General features: G+C 57.1%; 19 protein-coding genes. 9 read left to right on the top strand and 10 right to left on the bottom strand.

The window, feature by feature from the left end; translation table 11 throughout:
• Positions 1 to 265 precede the first annotated feature (265 nt).
• From DHN60_RS02495 to DHN60_RS02485, 3 genes are all read left to right on the top strand, one after another.
• Positions 266 to 1,042, top strand: coding sequence for a potassium channel family protein (locus tag DHN60_RS02495; RefSeq protein WP_108835656.1), 777 nt, complete (start codon positions 266 to 268; stop codon positions 1,040 to 1,042).
• Between the two features lie 189 nt (positions 1,043 to 1,231).
• Positions 1,232 to 3,652, top strand: coding sequence for an FAD-dependent oxidoreductase (locus tag DHN60_RS02490; RefSeq protein ID WP_108835655.1), 2,421 nt, complete (start codon positions 1,232 to 1,234; stop codon positions 3,650 to 3,652).
• Positions 3,653 to 3,841: 189 nt separating this feature from the next.
• Positions 3,842 to 4,621, top strand: a complete 780-nt coding sequence (locus DHN60_RS02485; protein ID WP_159089088.1) for a LytTR family DNA-binding domain-containing protein — start codon at positions 3,842 to 3,844, stop codon at positions 4,619 to 4,621.
• A gap of 3 nt (positions 4,622 to 4,624) precedes the next feature.
• On the opposite strand, the gene DHN60_RS02480 is transcribed toward DHN60_RS02485, so the two are convergent.
• The 4 genes from DHN60_RS02480 to DHN60_RS22450 form a co-directional block, all read right to left on the bottom strand.
• Positions 4,625 to 5,935: an HlyC/CorC family transporter gene (locus DHN60_RS02480; RefSeq protein ID WP_108835653.1), complete on the bottom strand. Its 1,311-nt coding sequence runs from the start codon at positions 5,933 to 5,935 to the stop codon at positions 4,625 to 4,627.
• Positions 5,936 to 6,072: 137 nt separating this feature from the next.
• Positions 6,073 to 7,017: a tyrosine recombinase gene (locus DHN60_RS02475; RefSeq protein ID WP_108835652.1), complete on the bottom strand. Its 945-nt coding sequence runs from the start codon at positions 7,015 to 7,017 to the stop codon at positions 6,073 to 6,075.
• On the bottom strand, positions 7,014 to 8,519 hold the full coding sequence (locus DHN60_RS02470) for a hypothetical protein (RefSeq protein ID WP_108835651.1): 1,506 nt from the start codon (positions 8,517 to 8,519) through the stop codon (positions 7,014 to 7,016). The genes DHN60_RS02475 and DHN60_RS02470 overlap by 4 nt, the downstream gene beginning before the upstream one ends.
• Positions 8,520 to 8,550: 31 nt before the next feature.
• Positions 8,551 to 8,700: a hypothetical protein gene (locus tag DHN60_RS22450; protein WP_199913617.1), complete on the bottom strand. Its 150-nt coding sequence runs from the start codon at positions 8,698 to 8,700 to the stop codon at positions 8,551 to 8,553.
• A 93-nt stretch (positions 8,701 to 8,793) separates the two neighbouring features.
• On the opposite strand from DHN60_RS22450, the gene DHN60_RS02465 reads away from it, so the two are divergent.
• Positions 8,794 to 9,390, top strand: coding sequence for a shikimate kinase (locus DHN60_RS02465; protein ID WP_108835650.1), 597 nt, complete (start codon positions 8,794 to 8,796; stop codon positions 9,388 to 9,390).
• A complete protein-coding gene (gene aroB, locus DHN60_RS02460) occupies positions 9,383 to 10,495 on the top strand; it encodes a 3-dehydroquinate synthase (RefSeq protein ID WP_108835649.1) in 1,113 nt (370 codons plus the stop codon). Before DHN60_RS02465 ends, aroB begins: the two co-directional genes overlap by 8 nt.
• Before the next feature lie 117 nt (positions 10,496 to 10,612).
• Here aroB and ssb read toward each other — a convergent pair whose 3' ends face one another.
• On the bottom strand, positions 10,613 to 11,116 hold the full coding sequence (gene ssb, locus DHN60_RS02455) for a single-stranded DNA-binding protein (RefSeq protein ID WP_108835919.1): 504 nt from the start codon (positions 11,114 to 11,116) through the stop codon (positions 10,613 to 10,615).
• Positions 11,117 to 11,288: 172 nt separating this feature from the next.
• Between ssb and DHN60_RS02450 the strand changes: the two genes are divergently transcribed.
• Both DHN60_RS02450 and DHN60_RS02445 read left to right on the top strand, forming a co-directional pair.
• Complete coding sequence (locus tag DHN60_RS02450; protein WP_108835648.1) at positions 11,289 to 11,876, top strand: lytic transglycosylase domain-containing protein; 588 nt, start codon at positions 11,289 to 11,291, stop codon at positions 11,874 to 11,876.
• 173 nt (positions 11,877 to 12,049) lie between these two features.
• A complete protein-coding gene (locus DHN60_RS02445; RefSeq protein ID WP_108835647.1) occupies positions 12,050 to 12,565 on the top strand; it encodes a hypothetical protein in 516 nt (171 codons plus the stop codon).
• On the opposite strand, the gene DHN60_RS02440 is transcribed toward DHN60_RS02445, so the two are convergent.
• The 5 genes from DHN60_RS02440 to miaA all read right to left on the bottom strand — a co-directional run bounded on the left by DHN60_RS02440 (position 12,546) and on the right by miaA (position 19,384).
• Positions 12,546 to 14,633, bottom strand: coding sequence for an ABC transporter ATP-binding protein (locus DHN60_RS02440; protein ID WP_108835646.1), 2,088 nt, complete (start codon positions 14,631 to 14,633; stop codon positions 12,546 to 12,548). The two genes, DHN60_RS02445 and DHN60_RS02440, sit on opposite strands and share 20 nt — an antisense overlap.
• A 98-nt stretch (positions 14,634 to 14,731) precedes the next feature.
• Complete coding sequence (locus tag DHN60_RS02435) at positions 14,732 to 16,204, bottom strand: ABC transporter permease (RefSeq protein ID WP_199913616.1); 1,473 nt, start codon at positions 16,202 to 16,204, stop codon at positions 14,732 to 14,734.
• A 15-nt stretch (positions 16,205 to 16,219) separates the two neighbouring features.
• Positions 16,220 to 17,266 carry an ABC transporter permease gene (locus DHN60_RS02430; RefSeq protein WP_108835645.1) on the bottom strand — a complete coding sequence of 349 codons (1,047 nt, stop codon included), beginning with the start codon at positions 17,264 to 17,266 and terminating at the stop codon, positions 16,220 to 16,222.
• A 368-nt stretch (positions 17,267 to 17,634) separates the two neighbouring features.
• The gene (locus DHN60_RS02425) at positions 17,635 to 18,426 is read right to left on the bottom strand and encodes an AraC family transcriptional regulator (RefSeq protein ID WP_108835644.1); all 792 of its coding nucleotides are present in this window, start codon (positions 18,424 to 18,426) and stop codon (positions 17,635 to 17,637) included.
• 76 nt (positions 18,427 to 18,502) lie between these two features.
• Positions 18,503 to 19,384 carry a tRNA (adenosine(37)-N6)-dimethylallyltransferase MiaA gene (miaA, locus tag DHN60_RS02420; RefSeq protein ID WP_108835643.1) on the bottom strand — a complete coding sequence of 294 codons (882 nt, stop codon included), beginning with the start codon at positions 19,382 to 19,384 and terminating at the stop codon, positions 18,503 to 18,505.
• A 72-nt stretch (positions 19,385 to 19,456) separates the two neighbouring features.
• On the opposite strand from miaA, the gene pyrH reads away from it, so the two are divergent.
• On the top strand, positions 19,457 to 20,188 hold the full coding sequence (gene pyrH / locus DHN60_RS02415; RefSeq protein ID WP_108835917.1) for a UMP kinase: 732 nt from the start codon (positions 19,457 to 19,459) through the stop codon (positions 20,186 to 20,188).
• Between the two features lie 147 nt (positions 20,189 to 20,335).
• A complete protein-coding gene (frr, locus tag DHN60_RS02410; RefSeq protein WP_108835642.1) occupies positions 20,336 to 20,899 on the top strand; it encodes a ribosome recycling factor in 564 nt (187 codons plus the stop codon).
• Positions 20,900 to 20,944 lie beyond the last annotated feature (45 nt).

Genomic DNA, 20,944 nt, shown 5'->3' with positions numbered 1-20,944 from the left:
GACTGCAATTGAGCGACGACAAGCGACATATCATGTCGCGAATGCCAATCGGTATCCGAGAAGACTGCAATCTTGTTGAACGACATTGCTGCTTTTGCATCGCAGGTTCAATCCGGGTGGTGGCGACAAAACATGACGTTTGCCGGAATGCGCACTCGATTACTGGATTGAAGGGGCGATGCGCGCGCGCAATGTCATTTGCATCAGAGCAGGGTGGATTTCGCACTTGCCTTGACCAAGGATTTTGGCCTTGATCACATTTGCGATGGCACACACGTTCAAAGAAACCCTGATCGAACTGTATACCGGGGCGTCACAACGCTCGCGTGTGTTTCGGTATGCGCTGCTGGCATTCGATTTTTTCAGCATTTTTTTGTTCGTCGCGATAACCCCTTTGCAGCAAACGGTGGGTCTTGAACTCCTTACACTTCCGGTCGGGTTGGTTATCTTGGCCGATTTCTCGGCGCGACTGTGGATATCGACAGATCGAAAGGCGTTGCTGCGGCGGGTTTATGTCATTGCCGATATGGTCGTGATTGCGACTTTGCTCATCTCGCCGTTTATCGAGCCTGACACAGCATTCTTGCGGATCTTACGGGGGTTGCGCCTCGTCCATTCATATCATCTTTTGAATGACTTGCGCCACATTAGCCCGTTCTTTCAAAAGCATGAGCAGGCGGCATTTGCGTTGGTCAATTTCTTTGTATTCGTGTTCTTTTCGACCGCATTGGTTTTCACCTTCTTCGCGGATGCTTCTTCGGGCTTTGCTGGCTATGTGGATGCATTGTATTTCACCATCTCAACGTTAACGACCACGGGGTACGGCGACATCACGCCAACAACAGTACCGGGCAAATTGATGGCTGTGACGATGATGGTCGTCGGCGTATCCCTGTTTGTTCAGTTCGCCCGTGCAATTTTCATGCCTTCCAAAGCTTTTTTCGAATGCAAAAAGTGTGGCTTGACCGATCATGACATTGACGCGTCACACTGCAAACATTGTGGTGCAATCGTAAAAATCCGAACGCACGGGTTCAGTTGAACATGACCGAACAAATGGGCCTATTGTCGTGTTCGCCCATCTCAAACATGTACCGACGGTCGCAACCGCGTTTCCGCATAAATTTGTAACTTGCGCGTCAGCGACCGAAAATGTCGCCTTTGCGCAATCGGGACAGCAAACGCCGCGACAGTATGCCAGCCAGAGACCTCAAATACAGGGCAGGCATTCATGCGCACCCACGCACAGGCTGTCGTCATCGGCGGCGGCGTCATCGGTTGTTCAATCCTTTATCACCTTACAAAACTTGGCTGGACGGATGTTGTTCTGCTGGAACGGGATGAGTTGACGTCAGGGTCCACGTGGCACGCAGCGGCCAACATTCATGGGCTGCATGACAGCACCAACATCAGCCGCATCCAGCACTACACCATGGGCCTGTACAAGGAACTGGAGCAGGAAACCGGGCAGGGCTGCGGCGTGTTCCAACCCGGCAGCCTCTACCTCGCGCAAACCGAGGCGCGCGAGCATCAGCTGAAGCTGCAAGCCGCCAAGGCCAAGCTGTATGACATGAACTTTTTCGAGGTGGATCGGGCCGAGGCCGAGCGTCTGCACCCGCTCGTCGATTTCGACGGCATCCGATGCATCATGTGGGAACCCGAAGGCGGCAACGTGGATCCGTCCGGCGTGACAAACGCCTATGCGGCAGGGGCGCGTCAGAACGGCGCTGAAATAATCCGGTTTTGCCCTGTAACAGGGACAGAGCAGCAAGCCGACGGCACGTGGATCGTGCGCACAGAAAAGGGCGACATCGCAACCCCTTGGGTGGTGAACGCCGCCGGGCTTTGGGGGCGCGAAGTGGCGGCACTCGCTGGCGTCGAACTGCCCCTTCAACCCACTGAACATCAGTACTTTGTCACGGAAACGATTGCCGAGATCGACGCCATGGACCGTCGTTTACCTTCGGTCGCGGATCGGGACGGGGAGTACTACCTGCGTCAGGAAGGCAAGGGCCTTTTGGTCGGCGCTTATGAGAAAGACTACCGGTTTTGGGCCGAAGAGGGCACGCCGCAGGGATTTGGGCACGAGTTGTTCGCAGATGACTTAGAACGGATCGAAGACAACATGATGCGCGCCATTGATCGGGTGCCTGTCGTTGGTACCGCCGGAATCAAGCGGGTGATCAACGGGCCGATGATCTGGTCACCAGATTCAAATGTGCTGTTTGGGCCGGTGCCTGAACTCACGGGCTATTTCTGTTGCAACGGAATTATCCCAGGATTTTCCCAATCCGGCGGTATGGGCCTGCTGGCGGCACAGTGGATCATCGAAGGCGAGACAAAGTACGACATGTTCGCATGGGACATGGCGCGCTATGGCACGTGGGCGGGCAAAGCCTTCACCAAAGCGCGGGTCGGCGACCAATATGCCAACCGCTTCAAAATCCACTTTCCAAACGAAGAACGCGCCGCAGGCCGCCCCGTGCGTACACGCCCGGCATACAGCATGCAGCGCGACATGGGTGCTGTTATGGGGCTGAACTATGGCTGGGAGCATCCTCTTTGGTTTGCGGATGAACCTGAAGTCGAAGACACCGATGGTTTCACGCGGCAGAACTGGTGGGAACCTGTGGGCGCAGAATGCCGGATGTTGCGGGACAAAGGCGGCATCATCGACATCTCAAACTTTGCCAAATACGTCTGCAAGGGGCCGGGGGCAGAAGAGTGGTTGAACGCAGTCTTTGCCAACCGCATGCCGCGCCTTGTTGGGCGGTCGTGCCTGACGCCTCTGATCAGCAAACGGGGTGGAATTGCTGGGGACTTTACGGTCACGCGACTGGGCGACGATGAATTCTGGATCATCGGGTCGGGCATGGCCGAACGCTATCACACCCGCTTTTTCAAACAGGTGCCACTGCCGACAGGAACGACTTTCGAAAGCCATACAGAAGCGATGTGCGGCTTCAACGTGGCCGGACCGCAATCGCGCGCAATGTTGCAGCGAATGACCAATGCGTCGCTTGCGAACGAGGATTTCCCGTTCATGCGTTCGGCTCGCATCGAACTGGCAGGTGTTGAGGTCCTTGCCTTGCGCGTGTCCTTTACAGGCGATCTGGGTTGGGAGCTGCATTGTGCCACCGAACATCAGGCGCAGCTTTATACGGCTCTGATCGAGGCTGGGCGCGATATAGGCATTGGTCCGGTTGGAAGCCGGGCGCTCATGAGCCTGCGTATCGAAAAAGGATATGGATCCTGGAGCCGGGAATACAGCCCGGAATACTGGCCTCAGGAAGTCGGACTGGACCGTCTGATCAAGATGGACAAAGAGTTCTTGAACAAGGACGCCGTCGCCGAGGTGATGACCCAAACCGCGCGGGAATCATTGGTTCTTTTACATCTGGATGAAACGGATACAGAGGCCTCTGGCGCGGATGCAACAGGCGGAGAGCCGGTCTTTTCCGGTAACAATGGCGTGGGGCGTGTGACGTCCGGTGCCTATGGGTACACTGTTGGGATGAGCCTTGCGCTCGCCTATGTCAAAGGTGTGGGGCCCGGGGATCGCGTCGACGTCATGGTTCTGGGACGGCCCCATAAGGCAACTATACTTGACGCTCCGCCCTTTGATGCGGACGGAAAACGGCTTCGGGGATAGTGTAGGCGGGATGCAGCTCGGCAGCATAGACTAGTGGTTTCAGGCCTGTAACTGATACCGAAAAGGCCACCGAACTGCATCCGGTTCAGGCCGTCACAGCTCGTTTACTCCATTTCGCGCCCCATGCTAGCGTCCAATATGTTTTCAAAGGCTCTTGATCATAAAGTGCATGTTTATGTCTCGAACGGCATGATTACGCATTTTACGTTGCGCGAAATGCAAGAGCTTTATCGGTCCTGGCAGATGTGGCTTTTGATCACGGTCGGCTTTTTCATGATGTCGACAGGGCATCCGGTGACCTTGCCGCAATTCGACAGTTTCAGCCTGCGCATGGGGTTCTGGTTCGTCGCCCTGATCATCTACATACTGACATCGGACTTGTATTCCAAACTAACGGGCAAGATGTGGCACCGTTTGTTCGGCAAGGCCATTCCATTGATCCTGCTGTCTGGCCCATTGGTGTTGGCGTCAACTTATCTGGCGGCTGTGATCCTGTGCATAGTGTTTGAACCAGATACCAACCCGTTCGACATCATGACATGGCAGATGAATGTGCGTAACATTCTGGTGGCCCATGCGTTTGAAACGGTTGCCCTGCTGTGGCTGATCCCGGCCCAACGAGAACGCAAACAAAAAAGTCAGCAACAAAGATGGATCACACTGGCTGGCCGCCGTTTTCTGTTGTCCGACATCGCAAGGGTCAAGGCGGCAGAGCACTATCTGGAAATTCACAACGAGACTGGCAGCGAAGTGATCCGTGAACGGATGTCGACCTTTCTGGAGCAGGTCACCCCAGAAGATGGCATTCAGACACACCGGTCCCATTGGGTCTCCCGGCGCTATGTGGAAGCCTTGAGCGGGCGCAAGTTGCGTCTGATCTGTGGATCCAAAATACCGGTCGCGCGCGGGCGGTTGGACGAAGTCCGCGCGTGGATCGAGGCAAGGAACGCTATCGCTGCTGCGGCCTGACGACTATTCCAGCGCCGTAATCCGCAACATGGTAATCCGATTGCCTTCCCGCTCGCGTACTTCAAACCGAAAGCCGTGAAAGCTGAACACCTGACCCACAGTCGGGATCATTTGCGCCTCGTGAATGACAAGGCCTGCAACTGTGTTTGCCTCGTCATCTGGCAGGTTCCAGTCCGTCGCCCTGTTCAGGTCGCGAATGGTGGTCGAACCGTCCACGAAATAGTGGCCGTCTTCGCTTTGAATTACGGGCTGATCGCCATCAGGATCAAATTCGTCTGTGATTTCGCCCACGATCTCTTCCAGAATGTCTTCGAGCGTAATGAGGCCCTGCAAGGTCCCATACTCATCCACAACCAGCGCAAAGTGGCTGCGAATGCGCAGGAATTGGCGCATCTGTTCATCCAGCGTTGTGGTCTCAGGCACAAAATACGGCGGCATGGCGACTGCTGTGATGTCAAAGGAGCGCAACGCCGTCGCATCCCCATCCGGGCCACCCACGACGCCGTACATCGCGCGCAGCAGATCCTTGGCGTGGATCACGCCGGTTATGTTTTCCTGTTCCTCGCGATAGACGGGCAGGCGGGTGTGGTTCGATTTCAGGCACTGTTCCAGAATGACCTGCGGGTCGTCATCGGCATTGATCATTTCGATGCCAGAGCGGTGCAGCATGATCTCTTCGACAGTTCGGTCCCCCAAATCGAGGGCGCCGAGGATCCTGTCACGGTCTTCTTTCTCTACTACCCCTTCGGAATGACCCAGTTGGAGCGCGCCTGCGATCTCTTCGCGCACGGCCATGATGTGGCTGTCCGGGTCAATTTGAAGCCCAAAGAGGCGTAGTAGCCCCCGCACCAGCAACCGTACGGCCGCCACGATGGGCGAAAAGATGGTGACCACCAGTGAAATCGGGCGCGACACCATCGACGCAGCGCTTTCAGAATTGGTGATCGCATATGTTTTTGGAAGGACCTCGGCAAAGATGAGCACAAGCAAGGTCATCACCAGCGTGGCCAGTGCCACGCCGCTTTCCCCAAAGGCGCGGGTGAAAAGGCTGGTGGCCAAAGATGCGGCCAGAATGTTCACAAGGTTGTTGCCCAGAAGGACAGAGCCAATCAGCCGTTCGTTGTCTTCGGTAATGTCGAGAGCGCGTCGCGCGCCCTTGGACCCTTTGTCCGCTTGAGTGCGCAACTTGCCCCGCGAGGCTGCCGTCAGTGCGGTTTCAGAACCGGAAAAGAACCCTGACAGCACCAGCAGAAACAAGATCACCCCGGCGGTGGTCCAGAAAGCAGCGTCGAAAACAGTACTCGGGTCGTCCATGGGGCGGTTTTGTCCTTTGATCAGGATAGGGTTATGGGGGCGCAGTGCGTCGCAATCAAGACGTCAGGCCCGCGCGGGTGCATTGCGAAGGCATGTAACGAAACATAGTGGCATGTTTTTGTTGCGTATGTGCCGGGTCAGTCTGTGTCGTGCCGCGTGTCTGCCTTGGTCAGTGGATGGTGATCCATGACCAGTTGGGTCAACCGCTCATCCACAACATGAGTGTAAATTTCGGTGGTCGCCACATCCGCATGGCCCAGCATGGTCTGGATGGCGCGCAGATCGGCGCCCCCGGCCAGCAAATGGGTGGCAAAGGCATGGCGCAGGGTGTGTGGCGTCACCTTGTCGGCGGCCACGGCGCCGTGCGTGGCAAGCGCCTTGATGCGGGCGTAAAACCAATGTCGGGTCAAATGACCTGTCACGCCGCGCGATGGAAAGAGAAAGCGGGAAGGGGCCGCGCCCTTGTCTTGGGCCAGTTTCTGAACCTCGTCGCGTACAATGATCCATTCAGCCAGCGCAGAACGGGCAGGCGGCGACAAAGGCACCATGCGTTCCTTGCCCCCTTTGCCCAGGATCAGCAGCATCTGCGGATCACCGCGCGCCGAACTGACAGGCAGGCTGACAAGCTCAGTCACGCGCATGCCCGTGGCATAGAGCAACTGCATCAGACAGGTGTCTCGGGTCCGGTCATGGGCGTTGCGTCCGAAATTGCAGGCCGCATCCAGAAGGCGATCCACCTCCGCTTCGTCTAGCGTCTTGGGCAGGCGTTTGTCTTGTCCGGGGCTTGCGATCTGGATCGCTGGGTTTTCCGCGCGCCAGCCTTCCTCAAACGCAAAGCGGAACAGTTGCTTGATCGCCGATAGGCGGCGGGCGCGGGTGGACTTGGCCAGCCCTTGGGCATCACAATAGATCAGATAGCCTTCGATATCCGACTGTGTGGCGTCGGCAAATCCAAGGTTACGACCGGCGAGCCAGCTTTGTGCATCGATCAGATCGCGCCCATAGGCCAGCAGCGTGTTGCGCGCGGCCCCGAGTTCGGCGGCTTGGGCCTCAAGGAATGTGGGGATCCAAGTGTCGCTCATATCGTGTCCTCCAGCAATATGACCTGTAACGCGGTCCGGCGCGCAGCGTCCTCAAGGCCAAGGGCACGCAAGGTGGCCAAACCGGTGGTCAGGCGTGCAACATCGCCTCGTGTGCCCTCAATAGTCAGCGCAAGTGCGTCCAGCAAAGCAGCCCCCAAGGCGCCACCCTGCGCACGAATGACGATGCGGGGGTCAGGTGGGGCGTTGTCAAACGCGGCCAAGACGGCAGCGGTCACTCCGTCCACATCTACATCCGCGATCGCAGCTGCGTCCCCGGCAGCGACAGCCGCCAGCGCCGGGCGACGCAAGGCGCGGGCTGGGAAAACTTGAGTAGCTTTTTCGTAGTTGGGTGACAGCAGCAGAATTTCAAACGCCACATCGGCGGCGCGCCCGCTCAGGGTCAACTTGCTCAGGTCTTCGGCGAATAGCGTGGCGAACGGCACTGCAAGATGGGCGTCGCGGATGGCTTGCCACGCCTGCGGCAACGTCTTGGACACAGCCGCCGGGCTGCCTGTGCCTAGTGCAGTTTCGAACTGTTGCAATGCCTCGACCCGGTCCCAGACACCGCCAGAGGCCGCAGGGCGTCGTTGAGTATATAGACCCAGCAGGCGGTTGTCCGGCAGTGCACCGGTACGGGCAAGGCGTTCAGCCGCCTCAATCTGTGACTTCCAGCCAACCGTGTCAGACAGATCAGCATTCGCATAGGGCAACGGCCAGGTGCGTGTCGGGATTGGGGTGCCGTTCGCCTCGAACAGACGGAACGTCAACGGGTTGCGTGATGTTGGAGCGGGCAGGGGTGGTTCGCCCTCAAACAAATCTGGATCAAGAAACCGCTCCAGCGCTGCGACTGTGGGTTCGTCGATCAACCCAAGAACGCGCGCGGTGCCAAGTAGCAAGGCGGCTGTGCTCCAATCACCTGCACGCGCGGCACAGAACACTTCATATGCTTTGCCCGGTGACAAATCGATGCGAGCGCGCAGCACTGCACAGGCCTGTGCTGATGTGCCGGCCAGCAGGGACATGTCCATAAATCGGGCAAAATGCTCTGGCGATGTCTCTGGCCCCGCCTGGTCCAGCAAGGCGAGCGCAGGTTCCAATGCGCCCAGTTCAAAAAGCGCATCGACGCGTGCCAGATCAAAAGCGTCCACCTTATTGGGAGGCGGTGCAGCCTCTGCCAACAGCAAGGTGAACAGCAATGATTGCAGCGCGGGCAGCTTTGCACCCGGCAGTTGAGCAATTGTTTGCGCCAAGGTGTCTCCACCAGTGCCAGACCAGAGAGTATCTGGCAGGCCCGTGATGCTGGGCGGTGCCAGTCCAACCCGTTTGGGCGCAGTGGTGCCCAATGGGCGCACTGTCACGTCCGGAACGGTGCCTGATGCGGTCACATCCGGTTCATCCAATGGCAGAGCAGTGGGCAATATCGCCGGTCCATCCAGCCACTCGATCACATTCAGGGGGGATTCCTCGGTTTCTTGCTGCGAGAATCCTGCCGTTGCGGCCATCACAGCCGACACAGATACAAAATATCGGGTTCTAGTCAGCATCAAGGGTCACAGGCACGCGTACCTCATCCTGAGGTGGCGAAAAGTTGGCGCCGAAATATTCGCCCACATAGGCATAGCCAACAAGTCCAACGAACCCAAAGATCGCCAGATAGATCAACAATTTGATTAGTCGGCCCATGGATATTACTGCCTCAATGTCGTTTGCGCGATTTCTTGTTTTGGAGCAAAGCATATATGGCCTTTTTCTGAAAATCACGTCATTGACACGATAATGAGCGAAAAACAGCAAAATCAGTCACACCCAACGCTGGACACCCCTTACCATTTGAAAAAGACCATTGTGATGGTGGGGATGATGGGGGCAGGCAAAACAGCCGTTGGGCGCGCGCTTGCGCAGCGTATTGGCGTGCCTTTTCTGGATAGCGATGCCGAGATAGAGGCCGCGGCCAGACGCACAGTGCCCGAGATATTCGAGAGAGACGGAGAACCGTTTTTTCGCAGCAAGGAGACGCAGGTGATTTCGCGACTTCTGGATACGAAACGGTGTGTACTTTCGACGGGCGGCGGCGCGTTTCTGGCGCAGGAAAATCGGGAAAACATCTCAGAAAGTGGTGTGTCCGTCTGGCTCAATGCCGATCTTGATCTGCTATGGCAGCGTGTGCGTCACAAGGATACGCGACCGCTTCTGCGCACAGCCGACCCACGTGCCACACTGGCCGAGATCTACGCCACCCGCGTGCCGCTCTATGCGATGGCGGACGTTACTGTGCCGTCGTTGCCCGATCTGAGCATCGAAGAAATGGTGAACCGGGTGATCGCTACGCTGGTGGTCGACCGACCCGACGTATTGGAGCTTCGTGATGCGTGAGACTGTACATGTCCCCTTGGGCGCGCGAGCCTATGACGTTCTGATCGGGCCAGGTTTGATGGCCGAAGCCGGCGCGCTTATTCAGCCGCTTTTGCCCCGTCTGCGCGTGGCCATCGTCACCGAGACCCGTGTTGCGGCGCTTCATCTGGATGCACTTCGGTCCGGGTTGAGTGCCGTCGGCATTGATTCTGTGGTTTTGGAACTGCCCCCGGGCGAGGCGACAAAAGGCTGGGCACATCTGGAGCAAGTCACTGAATGGCTGCTCGATCAAAAGATTGAGCGGCGGGATGTCGTTGTCGCACTTGGTGGGGGAGTGATTGGCGATCTGGTCGGCTTTGCCTGTGCTATTCTACGCCGCGGCGTGCGGTTTGTTCAGGTGCCGACGTCACTACTGGCACAGGTAGACAGCTCTGTCGGGGGCAAGACTGGAATCAATACGTCACAGGGTAAAAACCTTGCCGGGGCGTTTCATCAGCCCAGCCTGGTTCTGGCGGACACAGATGCGCTGTCGACGCTTGCGCCCCGAGATTTTCTTGCCGGTTATGGCGAGGTGATGAAATACGGGCTGCTTGGCGATTCCGCGTTCTTTGAATGGCTTGAGGAACACGCACCTGCCATGGCCGCAGGCGACATGGGGCTGCGTGTGGCGGCTGTCAGACGGTCAGTCGAGATGAAGGCAGAGATCGTAACGCGAGACGAGACAGAGCAGGGGGAGCGCGCGCTCCTGAACCTTGGCCATACGTTTTGTCATGCGCTTGAAGCGGCCACGGGCTATTCGGACCGCCTGCTTCATGGTGAGGGCGTCGCGATCGGATGTGGGCTGGCTTATGAGCTGTCTGCACGTCTTGGTTTGTGCAGCCAGGAAAGCCCAAGCCGGGTGCGTGCGCATCTGAAGGCGATGGGGATGAAGACAGACCTTAAGGACATCCCCGGTGACTTGCCGGGGGCAGAGGCGTTGCTGAACCTTATGGGGCAGGACAAGAAGGTGGTCGCGGGTACACTCAATTTCGTGCTCGCCCGCGGGATCGGAGACGCCTTTGTGACGTCGGATGTTCCGCGCAATGTTGTTTTGGGCGTCCTACAGGATGCGCTGAGAGGCAACTAAACACGGTTGTCGTGTTTTTGATCGGCAGGAAACGGTTCATAAACCACAAACTTGCAAGAAAAAGGGCTGGAAACCATTTCGGTTCCCAGCCCCAATTATTTGTAAAACCCGATATGCTTAGAACGGAATTTCATCATCCAGATCACGTGAAGGGGCCGGGCTAGGCGAACCACCGCCGCTACCACCACCGCCGCCACGATCATCATAGCCCATCTGATCCGCGCCGCCGCCGCCACCAAAGTTGCCGCCACCACCGCCACCGCCGCCGTCACGACCATCCAGCATAGTCAGTTCGGAACGATAAGGGCGCAGTACCACTTCCGTCGAATACTTATCCTGGCCCGATTGATCCTGCCATTTGCGGGTCTCAAGTTGACCCTCAATGTAGACCTTGGATCCTTTGCGCAGGTACTGTTCTGCTACGCGCGCCAGAGGTTCCGAAAAGATGGCGACGGAGTGCCATTCGGTCCGCTCTTTGCGCTCACCGGTGTTCCGGTCTTTCCACGTTTCGGACGTTGCAATGCGCAGGTTGCACACTTTGCCACCGTTCTGAAACGTGCGCACTTCGGGGTCACGCCCCAGATTGCCGATCAAAATAACCTTGTTGACGGACCCTGCCATGTTCTTCCCCTTCGTGGCTTGTGCGCTGCTGATTCCGGACAGCTGCACGGTTCTGGCTAGACTACACATGGTTAATGGAAGCTTAAACCGCATCAGGCTGGATAAAGGCGCAAAAATGAGTATATAGTCCGGACAAAGGCGTTAAGCTTGTCAACCGGGGTGTGGATTAACGATGCAGGCTGTTTGGGCAGTGGCCATATTGGTGGCTCTGGTTGCGCAAAGTGCTGCGGCACAGACGCTGTCGACCAAGAACCGCAGCAAGCTGTTTAGCTCGCAAACCAGAATTCTCGATTCCCGCGCATCTGAGCAATACAATAACTCTGTCAGATTACAGCCGCCCAAGGTTGTCACCCCAACCAAATGGGATGGGGAAAGCCCGAAATTCCGTGGTTCCTATAAGGGGCCTTATCTGGCGGTGGCCAAGGATGCCGCAAAGCGCCACGGCGTTCCCGTTGATCTGTTCCTGCGACTGGTCCAACAGGAATCTGGTTGGAACCCCAAGGCACGTTCACACAAAGGGGCCTATGGTTTGGCCCAATTGATGCCCTCCACGGCGCGTGGATTGGGAGTGGATCGCAAAGACCCGCACGAAAACCTCGATGGCGGTGCGAGGTACCTCAGGCAGCAATACCAAACCTTTGGTAGTTGGCGGTTGGCGCTTGCAGCCTACAATGCCGGACCGGGTGCCGTGAAAAAGCACAATGGCGTGCCGCCTTACCAGGAAACTCGCAACTATGTACGGGTGATCTGGGGCGGCTAAACATCTGTGCCGTTCAGGGTTTTCCATTCAATTTGCGTTCTGGTCACCGGGTTTCTGATATTGCGATTCTTTGACAATGCGCCAGGCTTTGCACTCTAAAAAGTGCGGGTTTCGCCTCAGTGTCGCCACGGCGTTTGGTTAAATGAAAAACCAAACAGACAGCGAGCAAAGCAATGAAACCCGGACAATCCACTTTTGACGAGCGCGTCGCGCGCATCAACTCTGGCAAGGTAAAGAACGCGAGTGACGTCATTGTCCAAAAGCGCGGGCTCGTGAACAGGTCTGGCAAAAAGCGCCGGATTCACGTTGATATGATCGTCATCGGTGGTCTGGCGGGGGCCGTCGCGGGGGCGCTATTTGCGCAAAACCTTGGTCTGCTTTTTATTCTGTCGCTGGATTGGGTGACCCTTCAGGGACTGTTCATGTCCGACTATCAGTTGGCAGCCTACGCTGGCGCATGCGCCATTGGGCCGGTCGGATTCCTCATGTCTCTGATCTTCAGCCGCACAGCAAAGCGCCTGTTGCAGTTCTGGACTTTCTACACCCTTGGTGTCCTCGCCGCGAACCACGTCGAAGTCCGATATGTAATCGAATTCATCATCATTCCCGGTTTCTGGGAATATGTCGGCGCCTATACGGCCGCGGGCGATGTGGTGAACGAGGCTGCCGCTACTCAGCCGCAATTTTGATCACAGGCTCCATGCGCGCAAGGATGTCATCGGCCAGATGGCATTTGACCTGATGGCCTTCTGCCAGATGACGCACGGGCGGTACCTCTTGCTCGCACAGGCCGCCTGGCACTTCTGATTTCCAACGACAGCGCGTCTGGAACGGACATCCAGGGGGCGGATTCATCGCCGATGGGATATCGCCTTCAAGCACGATGTGTTGCTTTTCAACCTTGGTGTCTGCAATCGGAACGGCTGACAAGAGCGCCTCGGTATACGGATGATAAGGGGGCGAGAACACCTGATCGGTGGTGCCCAATTCAACCACGTGGCCCAGGTACATCACCATGACCCGGTCGCTGAGATAACGAACAATCGACAAGTCATGCGAGATAAACAGCAAGGTCGTTTTATGCTTGCGCTGGATCTCCATCAGCAGATCCGTCACAGCCGCCTGTACAGACACGTCCAACGCTGACACAGGCTCGTCGGCCACAACAATCTTGGCGTCGCCGGCAAAGGCGCGCGCGATCCCCACGCGCTGCTTCTGACCACCTGAGAGCTGGCGCGGCATGCGCGTGGCAAAGGCGCGGGGCAGCTTCACCAAATCAAGCAGTTCCAGCATGCGCTCCCACCGCTCGGCCTCGTTCTTGCCGACCTTGAAGATTTCAAGCGCGCGCACGATCTGACGGCCCACGGTCATAGACGGGTTCAGCGTATCGAACGGGTTCTGGAAGACCATCTGTACGTCCGCCACGGTCTGCGTATCGCGATCCTCGATCGGGATGTCCTGAATTTGTTTGTTGCCCAGGGTGATCGTGCCTTCGGTCGCTGTCTCAAGCCCCATCAACACCTTGGCAAATGTGGACTTGCCGCAGCCGGACTCGCCGACGATGGCGAGGGTCTCTGACTCGCGGGCCTCAAAACTCAAAGTTTCATTGGCTTTGACGACTTTCTTTTCCCCAGAAGAGAACAAGGCCGATGCTGCCACCTCATAGTACTTCTTGAGGTTGTCCATCTTGATGACAACATCGCCGACCTCGCCTTTAGTCTTGACCTCTGCCAGTTCCAAAGGCGCCTGCCAGTCGATTTCCTTGAACTTGAGACAACGGGATTCGTGGCTGCCGTCGTCATTGGCCGGATACATCGATATGGCCTTGTCTTCGTTGCACAAGCCCTCCTCGAAGTAGTCGCAACGCGGACCAAAATTACAGCCCGGGGGGCGTTCGTGGGGCAGGGGAAAGTTGCCAGGAATGGCGACCAGCGGGCGGGCGTTCTTGTCCGCGCCCGGCAGCGGGATCGAGCGGAACAGCGCTTGGGTGTACGGGTGCTGCATATCATCAAACACCTGCTCAATAGAGCCGCGTTCGACCGCTTCACCCGAATACATCACGCAGATGCGGTCGCAGGTTTCCAGAACCAGACCAAGGTTGTGAGAGATGAACAGCATCGAAGTGCCGTATTTTTTGCCAAGATCCTTCACCAGTTCGACCACAGCGGCCTCGACGGTCACGTCCAATGCGGTGGTGGGCTCATCAAGGATCAACAGCGACGGCTCTGACATCAGCGCCATCGCGATGACGATACGTTGTTGTTGACCACCCGAAAGCTGGTGAGGAAACGAATTCAGGATGCGCTTGGGGTCCGGCAGCTTGACGTCCGTGACCACTTGAAGGGCGCGGTCATAAGCGTCCTTTTCGTTCATGCCCGCATGGATCATGGGCACTTCCATCAGCTGCTTGCCGATTTTCATCGCCGGGTTCAGCGAGGCCATGGGCTCCTGATAGATCATAGCGATCTCTGATCCGCGAATGTCGCGCAGCTCTTCAGCACTCATCTCTTGCAGATCGCGGCCCTTGAACTTGATCGACCCGCCAACGATGCGCCCGTTCTTTCCAAGGTCCTGCATGACGCCCAGAGCCACCGTAGACTTCCCGCATCCGGATTCGCCAACCAGCCCCACGGCTTCACCGGGTTGCACAGTGACTGAAAAGTCCATGACCGCTGGGATTTCGCGCAAGCGCGTGAAGAATGAAATCGACAGTTTATCGATCTCAAGGATTGGTCCGTCATAATCCAGTTTCGCCATTCTACATTCTCCCTGCCAGTCATGTGCCCCTTCGGGCTTCTTCTGGCCAAAAATACCACGGGGGTCCGGGGGCTGGCCCCCGGTCCACCCGGTTCAACTCAGTCTTTCAGACTTTCTTCGCGCAAGCCGTCCGCCAGCAGGTTCAAACCCAGAACCAATGTCAGCAAAGACAGGGCAGGGGCGATGGCCGCATGGGGATAGATCGACAGGAGACGACGGCCCGCATTGATCGTTGTGCCCCAATCCGGGCTCTCGCTTTCCAAACCCAAACCAAAGAAGCCCAAAGTGCCCAAAAGGATCGTGGTGTAGCCAATGCGCAGACAGAAATCGACAATCAGCGGCCCACGTGCGTTGGGCAGGATCTCCCAGAGCATGATGTACCATGGGCCCTCGCCACGGGTCTGGGCCGCAGCCACATAGTCCCGCGTTTTGATGTCAAGCGCGAGGCCACGCACGATCCGAAACACGGTAGGTGCGTTCACAAAGACCACGGAAACGAACACCACCAGAATGCCCGCCTCGATGTTGAAGAGGTCAATGGCGTTTGGCAGTCCGGGGATGGCATATGTCGGTGTAGATACAATCGCGCCATCCGTCGATATCAGGGAAAGGTAAATCCAGCCCGTGATCCCCAACACAACAATCAACAGCGGCGTGCGCACAGATGGCTGCGTGTAAAACCGAGAGTTCAGCAGAACTCCAAGGAAAACCAACGGGAAGACAAACAAGACCGTTGCCATGTAGTTTGGAATACCCGTTGCCACGATTTCCGGCGTCACCAGCAGGTAAAACAGCAGGATCACAGGGAAGGCGAGGATAAGGTTGGCCATGAAAGACAAGATGGTGTCCAGCCGACCCCCGTAATATCCAGCAGGCAGGCCAAGCGTGATGCCAACCATGAAGGCAAAGAGCGTCGCCAGTGGTGCGATCTGCACCACCACCCAAGCCCCCTTGAACAGGCGGCTAAAGACGTCGCGCGCCAGGTTGTCACCGCCCAGCAGATACCAGGCGTATTCACCCTCTTCTGCTCCGTTTAGGGGCGTGCCTGGCAACTTGTTCTTCATCCCTGACACCTGTGAAAGGCTGTCATGTGTGACGATCATGTCGAACACACCGGCCATGACACCGGCAAATATCCAGAACATCACCAGCGCAAAGCCGATCATGCCAACCGTGCTGTCAAACAGTTTGCCGTAAAGGCCCAGTTTGCGCTTGAACTTGATCGACACGACAAAGGTGACAACCAGCGCGATCCAAACTGGGATAAGCTGTTGGCTCATCCCGCCGATGATCCCGACCATCCCGGGGCCGGTGATTGCGCCCATCACGATATAGGTCAAAACCACCAAAACAAGTGCCAGTCCAATCCACTTGGTTGCGGCAGTCGACATCCCATAGGGGCCTCCTGCCGAGCTGAGCGTACCATCCGGGTTGGTCACGACCCGTGCACCGCCCGATGCAATGCCCAGTACGATCTGCACCGCCAGAGCAATCACAAAGATCGCGGCAACTGCATACAGTATCGGGTCTAGAATTATTCCGAGCGACCCTGTCCACGTCAAAGGTTCCATGTATCTGGCCCTCCCTTAAGAAATGCGGATGCGTGGGTTGAGGAACACGTAGCCGATATCCGATATCAGCTGCGTGATCAGAACCACGACCACAGAGACGACCGAGACGGCCAGAAGAAGTTCGATGTCATTGTTCGACGCGGCCTGCACCAGCAACCAGCCAAAGCCTTTGTAGTTGAACAAGGTCTCAACAATCACGACACCGTTCAACAGCCATGGGATTTGCAGCATGATCACCGTGAACGGAGCAATCAATGCGTTGCGCAGCGCGTGTTTCATGACGATGTTGCCGAAACTAACGCCTTTCAGGCGCGCCGTTCGAATGTACTGCGCTGTCATGACTTCGGTCATGCTCGCCCGCGTCATTCGCGCGATATAGCCCATGCCATAGAGTGCGATAGTGATCACAGGCAGGGTGAAGTTCTCGAATGTTGCATTCTCGACGGCCTGCGTGGCCGATCCTTTGAACCATTTGAGTCCAAAGGCTGAGGAGGCAAAGACCGCGATAAAGATAACCCCGGACACATATTCAGGCGTCGCCGTGGTCGTGATGGAGAATGTAGATAGGGATCGGTCCAATCCTGACCCCTCTCGCATCCCGGCCAAAACGCCCACCAAAAGTGCCATCGGCACCATAACCAACAGTACAAAACCCATCAGCTTGCCCGTCGCGGCAAGCCGGACCGCGACAATGCTGCTAACCTCATCCTTGAAGACCAGTGAATACCCCCAATCGCCCTGCAAAATGCCACAGAATGTAGGGCGTTCGCCTTCGGGGGCGTCTTCCGCAAAACACTGTCCCGTCACCACGCCTTCGGCGGACTCGGTCACCCAGCCCGGTGCGACCCCCAGCCAACGCCCATATTTGATAAAGGTGTTGTCCAGATAACCTCGGTTGCCCAGCCAACTGGACACCGCTTCATCCGACATGCGGAAGTTGCCTTGGGTCTTGGCGAGTTTTTCGAGGTTCGGGTAGAGGTTGGTCAAAAAGAAGACCAGAAACGTCAAGCATAGTGCGGTCAGCAACATGACGCCCAGTCTTCTGAGGATGAATAGTCCCATAAAATCGCCCCTGTTGGTGGCTAAAGGCAGTTATTTTCTGCCGGTGGCTTAAGTGCGGACGACATTCAAAGCGCCTCGCAGTTGGCGGCCCTGTCAGGCCCGGTGCATTTTGCGTGAGGTATTCCCGTCGATTTTCCCCTGCGCCCGTCCGTTGGTTGGTCTATGAACTGCGGCGTAATCAGTTGCACGCTGCAGATCGATATCCTGTACGGCGGATGCGTTTTTTGTTCCGTTCACGCATGAGGCAACAGAACAGGGCCTACGTCAACGGGGCGCGTCGGGGAATTGAAGCACTTTTGCGACATAAAGCCATTCCATTTGCGACATAAATCAACTGACGTTACCAAATTCGGCTTGGCGCCTATTTTTCAGCGGGACCCAGATTTACGCAACGCAGTGGGCGTTTTTGAGGTGTGCGCCTGTATGAACCGGGTGAAGTACGCCGCTGATCCGAATCCTAGATGGCGGGCGATATCCTGAATGGCGACGTCCGTTTCGCAAAGCGCGATGTGCGCCGCATAAAGCACCCGTTCGGTCAAGAGATCAGCCGCCGTGCGCCCGGTCGCAGCTTTGCAGGCTCGGGTCAGATGCGTCGGGGTCACGCTGAGTGCGCTGGCGTGATCTGCCATGCTCATACTGGTTGCGTGAAACGCAGTGACCCGCTGGCAAAATCGGGCGCTGAGCCGGGCGGCAGCATTCATCGGTGTGGGCAGATTTTCAGGCCGCGTGATCTGACGGCGCAACCAGACGGACATAAGCGCAATATGGGCGTCCAGCGCGTCTTGGGACAATTCCCGTCCGCTTGCATCTTCCCTTTGTGCGGCCTCAAACAAGTTGGTCAGTTCACCGATGGCAGGGGCATCTCGCACACGCAATTGGCGTGGTCCCTCGGGCAGACGCACTTGCGTTCCGTTAGGGATTTGTGCGGCAAGCCCCATGCCCTGACGCCCCAGTTCAAGCGCAAAAAGCGTGCCGGCGGGCACGAAAATCGCATTGTGCGTTCCGACCCCACGGCGCGTCCCATTAAGCAACATTCGCCCTTGTCCCCGCGTGACCCAGATCAACAAGTGTGCATCACGGTCATGGGCAAGTGACAGCCGCCAGTCCTGTGTGCCGGTCAGTTGCGAGAGTGTAAGAACCCTGATGGGCGGAAAGGGCATAACTGCCTCTATGTTCGAAAATGAAAGCCTGATCGTTCGTTTCTATGGATGACTTGACCGTTAAGGACGATTTTTGTCAAGCGAGCGCAAGGGCCTGAGCCGCCACCCAGTGCCAGCCACCCATGCGGGCGCGAAACCATGTGCGCTGACGTTTGGCGTACTGCCGCGTGGCGATTGTGGCTGATGATACCGCCTGTTCATGGGCGAACGATCCGTTCAGGACACCCAACGCCTCCTTCACACCGATGGCGCGACACGAGGGCAAAACGGGATCGAACCGGTCTTGCATGGCGCGGGCTTCGTCCAGTGCGCCGCCGTGCAACATCTGGTCAAACCGAGTTTCAATGCGAGGGGTCAACCATTCCTTTGGACTGTCGAGCACGATCCCAGAAAACGCATCCCGCGCCAAAACTGGAGGCGCGGTGTCGTTTTGCCAGTCGGCAAGAGAGCGGCCTGTGGCCTGCTGAACCTCCCACGCACGCTGAACACGTGCGCGGTTGGCCATATCGATGCGGCGCTTTGTTTCGTCGTCCAGTCCAGCAGCCATATCGTTGAGGTTCATGCCATCGGCGTCGCGCCGAATCTGTGCGGGGGTTTCCGGAATCTCGGCAAGCCCTTCGGTAAGAGCGGTGAAATACAAACCCGTACCGCCGACAATGATCGGGCGTTGGTCTTGTAAGATCGGCAAAACCTCGCGTGCCCAGTGGCCTGTGGAGTAGGGCGCATCATAAGGTAGGTGGCCATAAAGAGCGTGGGGCGCGCGGGCTTCTTCGTCGGGCGACGGACGGGCTGTGATCACCCGCCAGCAGTCGTAAACTTGGCTGGCATCAGCATTTACGATCACACCGCCCTGCGCCTCGGCGATCGCCAGAGCCAGCGCAGATTTGCCCGACGCGGTCGGTCCTGCGATCAAAACCGGCAAATGGGCGGGCAGGGTGGAAATGAGGTCGCGGATCATGCTGTGTCGTCCATTGAAACCGCGCCTGTTTTAGGACAGGTTGCCCCGCAATTGAAAGAGCAGGGGCGCGCCATGACCGACACCGACACCAAAGCCACATTCAAACGAGTAATGTTGAAAATCTCAGGCGAGGCGCTGATGGGGGATCAGGGCTTTGGTTTGCATCCACCCACAGTCGAACGGATCGCACATGAGGTAAAGTCTGTGCACGACATGGGCGTCGAAATTTGCATGGTGATCGGGGGCGGCAACGTTTTCCGTGGTCTGCAAGGGTCTGCGCAGGGGATGGAGCGTACAACGGCCGACTACATGGGCATGCTCGCCACGGTCATGAATGCGTTGGCGATGCAATCCGCACTCGAAGGGATTGGTGTGTTCACGCGGGTCATATCAGCCATCACAATGAACGAAGTGGCCGAACCCTATATCCGCCGCCGTGCCGTGCGCCACTTGGAGAAAAAGCGGGTCTGTATCTTTGCCGCGGGAACGGGGAACCCGTACTTTACCACCGACACCGCCGCGACCTTGCGGGCCAATGAAATGTCGTGTGAGGCCATTTTCATGGGCAAGAATGGCGTGGACGGTGTTTATGACAAAGACCCCAGAACGCATCCGGATGCGGTACGTTATGACACCGTTTCCTATGACGAGGTCTTGCAAAAACGTCTTGGGGTCATGGACGCCAGTGCCATCGCCTTGGCGCGCGACAACAACTTGCCGCTTTTTGTCTTTCCTCTTGATACACCGGGTGGGTTCAAGAGCATTCTAGCCGGCGAAGGTATCTACACAGTGGTCAGGGACTAACGCGACCGCACGCGCAAATAGGCTCGCACGCGGTCTGATTTCCCAGTGATCTGGAGCGAAAGCCCGCTGGCCTTTTGGCGCGTCCTTGATCTATACCAATAGCAACGAAGGTGGCACAGACCACAGCAAGACCACAGGATGAGACCCATGTCAGACGACTTTATGCTGGACACCGATGACCTTGAGCGCCGTATGGACGGTGCCATGGCCAATCTCAAAACCGAATTCGCATCGTTGCGCACAGGTCGTGCATCGTCCTCAATGCTGGAACCGGTCATGGTGGACGCCTACGGGTCAATGACACCAATCAACCAGGTCGGCACGGTAAACGTCCCTGAACCACGGATGGTCACGATTAATGTCTGGGACAAGGGCCTTGTGGGTAAGGTTGAAAAGGCGATCCGCGAGAGCGGTCTGGGAATCAATCCGCAGCTGAATGGCACCATCATCATGCTCCCCATTCCTGAATTGAACGAGGAACGGCGCCGTGAATTGAGCAAGGTGGCTGGTTCTTACGCCGAAAACGCGCGCGTGTCGGTACGCAATGTGCGTCGTGACGGCATGGATCAAATCAAGAAAGGCAAGGCCGACGGGCTGTCCGAAGATGATCAAAAGCTCTGGGAATCCGAAGTGCAGGAGATGACAGACAAGTACATCAAGAACGTGGACGAAGCTCTTGAAACCAAGCAAGCGGAAATCATGCAAGTTTAAATAGGGCGGCCTTGGAATGGGTCGGTCACACCCTTTCAGCCCCTC

The sequence above is a fragment of the Tateyamaria sp. Alg231-49 genome (genome assembly GCF_900143535.1).
Lineage (GTDB): Bacteria > Pseudomonadota > Alphaproteobacteria > Rhodobacterales > Rhodobacteraceae > Tateyamaria.
Note: the sequence above shows the minus strand (reverse complement) of the source record. Positions and strands in the feature narration are given on the sequence as shown.